Origin of the sequence: Streptomyces sp. ICN903 (assembly GCF_022015835.1) — a bacterium.
GTDB lineage: Bacteria > Actinomycetota > Actinomycetes > Streptomycetales > Streptomycetaceae > Streptomyces > Streptomyces fenghuangensis.
In genome coordinates this window covers 1-5626 of sequence record NZ_JAKMAY010000345.1, presented here as the reverse complement: position 1 = coordinate 5626, position 5626 = coordinate 1, and the positions used below count along the sequence as shown (strand labels likewise).

4 protein-coding genes are annotated in these 5626 nt (G+C 72.0%); 3 read left to right on the top strand and 1 reads right to left on the bottom strand.

Features of this window, described 5'->3' with window-relative positions:
- The first annotated feature begins 55 nt into the window (after positions 1-55).
- From L7D48_RS25125 to L7D48_RS25115, 3 genes are all read left to right on the top strand, one after another.
- Positions 56-1975: a long-chain fatty acid--CoA ligase gene (locus L7D48_RS25125; protein WP_237882792.1), complete on the top strand. Its 1920-nt coding sequence runs from the start codon at positions 56-58 to the stop codon at positions 1973-1975.
- A gap of 13 nt (positions 1976-1988) precedes the next feature.
- Positions 1989-3809: a GMC oxidoreductase gene (locus L7D48_RS25120; RefSeq protein WP_237882790.1), complete on the top strand. Its 1821-nt coding sequence runs from the start codon at positions 1989-1991 to the stop codon at positions 3807-3809.
- 221 nt (positions 3810-4030) lie between these two features.
- Positions 4031-5131, top strand: a complete 1101-nt coding sequence (locus L7D48_RS25115) for a polysaccharide deacetylase family protein (protein WP_237882787.1) — start codon at positions 4031-4033, stop codon at positions 5129-5131.
- A gap of 54 nt (positions 5132-5185) precedes the next feature.
- Here L7D48_RS25115 and L7D48_RS25110 read toward each other — a convergent pair whose 3' ends face one another.
- Positions 5186-5581: a hypothetical protein gene (locus L7D48_RS25110; protein WP_374493690.1), complete on the bottom strand. Its 396-nt coding sequence runs from the start codon at positions 5579-5581 to the stop codon at positions 5186-5188.
- Positions 5582-5626 lie beyond the last annotated feature (45 nt).

The following is a 5626-nucleotide window of genomic DNA, read 5'->3' as shown; positions in this document are numbered from 1 at the left end:
CCACCCCCCACACCGGCCAGTGCAGTCCTCCCCACGCCGCGAACAGGAGCCGACCATGGGCGTACGCAAGGATCTGAAGAGGGCGAAGCAGCGCAGCGAACTCGCCGACCGCGTGACGGTGGAGCTGGTCCGGGAGGACGGCGCCGTACGCGAGGCGCGCTCCTCCTGGCGCACCCCGCCGCCCGCCGACCCGGGCACCACCGCCGACATCCCCTTCACCCGCGCCGAGCAGGACCCCGACGCGGTGGTGCTGCGCCGCCGGGAGGCCGGCCGGTGGATCCCGGTCACCGCCGCGGCCTTCGCCCGCGAGGTGAACGCGGTCGCCAAGGGACTGATCGCGGCCGGACTCCAGGCCGGCGACCGGGTCGCGCTGATGTCCCGCACCCGCTACGAGTGGGAGCTGTTCGACTTCGCGATCTGGGCGGCCGGCGGGCAGACCGTACCGGTCTACCCCACCTCCTCGGCCGATCAGATCGAGTGGATCCTGCGCGACTCCGGCGCCCGCTTCCTGGTCGTGGAGACCGAGGAGAACGCCGTCACCGCCGCGGCCGCCGCGGTCTCCGTCCCCGAACCGCCGCGCACCTGGCGGATCGAGGCCGGGGCCGTCGCCCAACTGTCCGACCTGGGAAGGGAGGTGGGCGACGAGAAGGTGACCGAACGCCGTGCCGGCCTGACCTCCGACACCGTCGCCACCATCTGCTACACCTCCGGCACCACCGGCCGCCCCAAGGGCTGCGTGCTGACCCACGGCAACCTCCAGGCCGAGGCGTACAACACCGTGCAGCTGCTGCACCCGGTCTTCGAGGCGGCCACCGGCAAGGAGGCCTCCACCCTGCTCTTCCTGCCGCTGGCCCACATCCTGGGCCGCACCATCCAGATCGCCTGCCTCCAGGCGCGCATCGAGATCGGCCACTGGCCCAGCATCAAGCCCGACGAACTGAGGCCCGAACTCAAGCGGTTCCGCCCCACCTTCCTCGTCGGCGTGCCCTACCTCTTCGAGAAGATCCACGACACCGGGCGCGCCACGGCGGAGAAGATCGGCCGCGGTTCCTCCTTCGAGCGGGCCGACCGCATCGCCGTGCGCTACGGCGAGGCCTTCATGGACACCTTCCGCGGCGCCGGGACCGGCCCCGGCCTCAAGCTCTCCCTCGCCCGGGGCCTGTACGACCTGCTGGTCTACCGGCGCGTCCGCAAGGAACTCGGCGGCAGGCTCCACTACGCCATCAGCGGCGGCTCCCCCCTGGACCGCCGCCTCAACCTCTTCTTCGCCGCCTGCGGCATCATCGTCTACGAGGGCTACGGCCTCACCGAGACCACCGCCGCCGCCACCCTCGTTCCGCCCCTGGACCCGCGCCCGGGAAAGGTCGGGCAGCCCATCCCCGGCACCGCCGTGCGCATCGCCGACGACGGCGAGGTGCTGATCAGGGGCAGCGTCGTCTTCGCCTCCTACTGGAACAACCCGCAGGCCACCGCCCAGTCCCTGCGGGACGGCTGGTTCGCCACCGGAGACGTCGGCTTCCTGGACGAGGAGGGCTACCTCACCATCACCGGCCGCAAGAAGGACATCATCGTCACCTCCGGCGGCAAGAACGTCTCCCCGGCCGTGCTGGAGGACCGGCTGCGCAGCCGGCCGCCGATCGGTCAGTGCATGGTCGTCGGTGACAACCGGCCCTATGTGGCGGCGCTGATCACCCTCGAACCCGATGCCCTGGAGCACTGGCTGTCGGTACGCAAGCGCCCCCTCGACACCCCCTTCGCCGAACTGGAGAAGGACCCCGAACTCCTCGCCGACGTCCAGCGCGCCGTGGACTACGCCAACGAGGCGGTCTCCCGGGCGGAGTCGATCCGCAGCTTCGCCCTGGTCGAGGGGGAGTTCACCGAGGACAACGGCCTGCTGACCCCGTCGCTGAAGATCAAGCGGCATGCCGTGGCCGCCGTCCACGCGGACCGGATCGACGCCCTCTACCGGAAGTGAGAGGGGGACGGCCATGAGAGACCACCACGGCGGACGCGGAACCGACCGCGACACCGGCCGCGACACCGAGCGTGCGTACGACTACGACGTGATCGTGGTCGGTTCCGGTTTCGGCGGTTCGGTGTCCGCGCTGCGGCTGACGGAGAAGGGCTACCGGGTCGGGGTGCTGGAGGCGGGGCGGCGCTTCACCCGCGAGACGCTGCCGAGGAACTCCTGGGACCTGAGGAACTACCTGTGGGCCCCGGCGCTGGGCCTGTACGGCATCCAGCGCATCCATCTGATGGACAAGGTGATGATCCTGGCCGGGGCCGGGGTGGGCGGTGGTTCGCTGAACTACGCCAACACCCTCTACGTGCCGCCGCCGGCCTTCTTCACCGACCGGCAGTGGGGGCACATCACCGACTGGCAGGAGGAGCTGAAGCCGTACTACGACCAGGCCAAGCGGATGCTGGGCGTACGCACCAACCCCACCAGGACCGAGGCCGACACCCATCTGGAGAACGTCGCCCGGCGGATGGGCGTGGGCGACACCTTCCGGCTCACCCCGGTGGGGGTCTTCTTCGGCGACGGCGAGGACGCGGGGGGCGAGGTCAGGGCCGCCCCGGGCGAGGAGGTGCCCGACCCCTACTTCGGCGGCGCGGGCCCGGCCCGCACCACCTGTCTGGGGTGCGGCTCCTGCATGACCGGCTGCCGGCACGGGGCCAAGAACTCCCTCAACGAGAACTACCTGTACCTCGCCGAGAAGGCCGGTGCGGTCATCCACCCGATGACCACCGTCACCGAGGTGACCGAGGACGGCGCCGGAGGCTTCACCGTCACCACCGTCCCCACCGCCCGGCGCCGCAGGGGAAGACCTGCCGTGCTGCGCTGCCACCGGGTCGTCCTGGCCGCCGGCACCTACGGCACCCAGACGCTGCTGCACCGGATGCGCGACACCGGCCTGCTGCCGCACATCTCCCCGAGACTGGGCGAGCTGACCCGCACCAACTCCGAGGCCCTGGTCGGCGCCCTGACCTTCCCCCGCCGCTACCGGAGGAAGCACGGGCCGGACGCGGAACTGGACTTCACCAAGGGGGTGGCCATCACCTCCTCCATCCACCCCAACGACAACACCCACATCGAGAACGTCCGCTACGGCAAGGGCTCCAACCTGATGGCCCTGCTCTGCGTGCCGCAGTACCGCAGGGACGGCCCACTGCCCGGGTGGCTGGCCGCCGCGCTCCAGTTCCTGCGGCACCCGGTCCTGGTGGCGCGCACCGCCACCACCTACCGCTGGTCGGAGCGGACGATCATCGGCCTGGTGATGCAGTCCCTGGACAACTCCCTGACCACCTACCGCAAGCCCAAGGGCCTGGGCAAGGGCCTGCTGACGGCGGAGCAGGGCCACGGCGCGCCCAACCCGGACCACATCCCCGAGGGTGCCGAGGCGGTCAGACTGCTGGCGGAGGAGATAGGCGGCTTCCCCGGCACGAACCTCGGCGAGCTGACGGGCAGACCGCTGACCGCGCACTTCCTGGGCGGCTGCCCGATCGGCGCCTCGCCCGAGGAGGGTGTCATCGACCCCTACCACCGGCTCTACGGCCACCCGGGTATCTCGGTGGTGGACGGCGCGGCCGTCTCCGCCAACCTCGGCGTCAACCCGTCGCTGACCATCACCGCCCAGGCCGAGCGGGCGATGTCCCTGTGGCCCAACAAGGGCGAGGCCGACCCCCGCCCCGAGCAGGGCGCCGGCTACGTGCGCGTGAGGCCGGTCGCACCCCGCAGCCCCGCCGTCCCCGCGCACGCCCACGCGGCCCTGGTCCTGCCCGTGCCACCGGTCCCGCCCAGGGAGTGAACCGCGCGAGCCCGGCCCGGCCCGAACCTGCCCGGGCCGGGCCCGTAACCCGCGCGGGGCCCCGCCGTACCGGCGGGTCCCCGCGCGGGTTACGGCCGAACGGCCCACCCTCCGCCGATCGGCCGAGCGTGACAGGAGAAGAACGCCGCGCTGCCGGAGCCTGAGGGGAGACGGCCCGGCGACCCGCCGGACGTCACCCCTGCCGACACCCGGAGGGCACCATGCGCCACATCATCCGAGGTGACCGCGCGGCGCTGGCCGCGATCGCCATAGTCCTCGCCGGCTGTTCCGCGACGGCCGGCTCCCAGAACCCCGCGACACCCGACGACCGGGCGCCGAAAGCGCCGGGGAACGCACAGGAGGACTCCCACCAGAACCCGCAGCGGGACAGATCCGGAAGGGCACGGGGTGATGCCGGGGGCGGGCCCGGCGAGAGCGACCCGGCGGCGGTACGGGCCAACGAACTGGGCGCCGTACCGGTGCTCATGTACCACCAGATCACCGACGAACCCCAGAGCATCGACGACCGCACCCCCCAGGAGTTCCGCGCCGAGCTGGAGCGGCTGGCACGGGAGGGCTACGTACCGGTCACCGCACGGGAGTTCACGGGCGGAGACATGGACATACCCGCCGGAAAGCATCCGGTGGTGCTCACCTTCGACGACTCCACCCCCAGCCAGTTCCGGCTCGGCGAGGACGGCCGGCCCGCCCCCGGCACCGCGGTGGACATCCTCCTGGACGTGGCCGGGCGCCACCCGGGCTTCCGGCCCGTGGCGACCTTCTTCGTCAACGCCGACCCGTTCGGCGAGCCCGGCGGCCGCAAAACGCTGAAGTGGCTGGACGACCACGGCTTCGAGATCGGCAACCACACCCTGAAGCACAGTGTCCTGGGGGACGCCGACGACGAGACGGTCCAGTGGGACATCGCCTCCAACCAGTGGCTGATCGACAAGGCCCTGCCCGACTCGCCGGTGGTGTCGATGGCGCTTCCCTACGGCTCCATGCCCGGCAACCGGCAACTCGCCCTCACCGGCGAGTACGGCGGTGTGCGCTACCGCCACCAGGGCGTCTACCTCGCCGGCGGCCGCCCGGCGCCCTCGCCCTACTCCGCCGACCTCGACCCCGGCGCCATCCCGCGCATCCGCTCCCAGGAGACCGACACCGAGGAGGGCGCGTACAGCTCCTCGGCCTGGCTGGACAAGCTGGGCGACGGCACGGTCGAGCGCTACACCTCCGACGGTGACCCGGAGACGGTCAGCTTCCCCCGGGAGATGGCGCACCGGCTCTCCTTCGACCACCAGGAGGCCGCACGGCCGTACTGACGTGGCGCACGGCCGCACCGGCGGGCCGCCCGGGCCGACCGGACCGGCCGTGCGCTACTCCGGGCGGGGGCGCGGTACGGCGACGACCTGATCGTCGTCCTCGTAGACGATCCGCCCCGGGTCCGAGGACCGCAGGCACCGGTAGGCGACACCGTGCGCGGCGAGGATCTCCAGATAGCCGTCCACGCGCTCGATCAGATGCCGGGCCGAGGACTTGAACCACGCCACCGCGCCAGGGTTCACCGTGGGGTCGTAGACCGTGGGGTCCACGGAGGTGGGGTTGGTGAAGTTGGCGTCGTACCAGGCGTTGTTGATCCGCCGGAAGAGTTCCTGCTCGGCGGTCAGCCGGCCCGCCCGGGCCAGATTGTTGACCAGTGCGAAGACACCGGGGTGGATGTCCCGTCCACCCCGGTCCGCACCCTGGAAACGCACGTACCGCGCCTGCTCCACGCCGACTTCCACCCTTCCTGGGCCCCGCCGCGCCCCCGTCCGCCC

What these genes read in the sequence shown, in the direction of transcription:
- L7D48_RS25120 (WP_237882790.1), top strand. Translation starts at nt 1,989, where the DNA reads ATGAGAGACCACCACGGCGGACGCGGAACCGACCGCGACACCGGCCGC.
- L7D48_RS25125 (WP_237882792.1), top strand. Translation starts at nt 56, where the DNA reads ATGGGCGTACGCAAGGATCTGAAGAGGGCGAAGCAGCGCAGCGAACTC.
- L7D48_RS25115 (WP_237882787.1), top strand. Translation starts at nt 4,031, where the DNA reads ATGCGCCACATCATCCGAGGTGACCGCGCGGCGCTGGCCGCGATCGCC.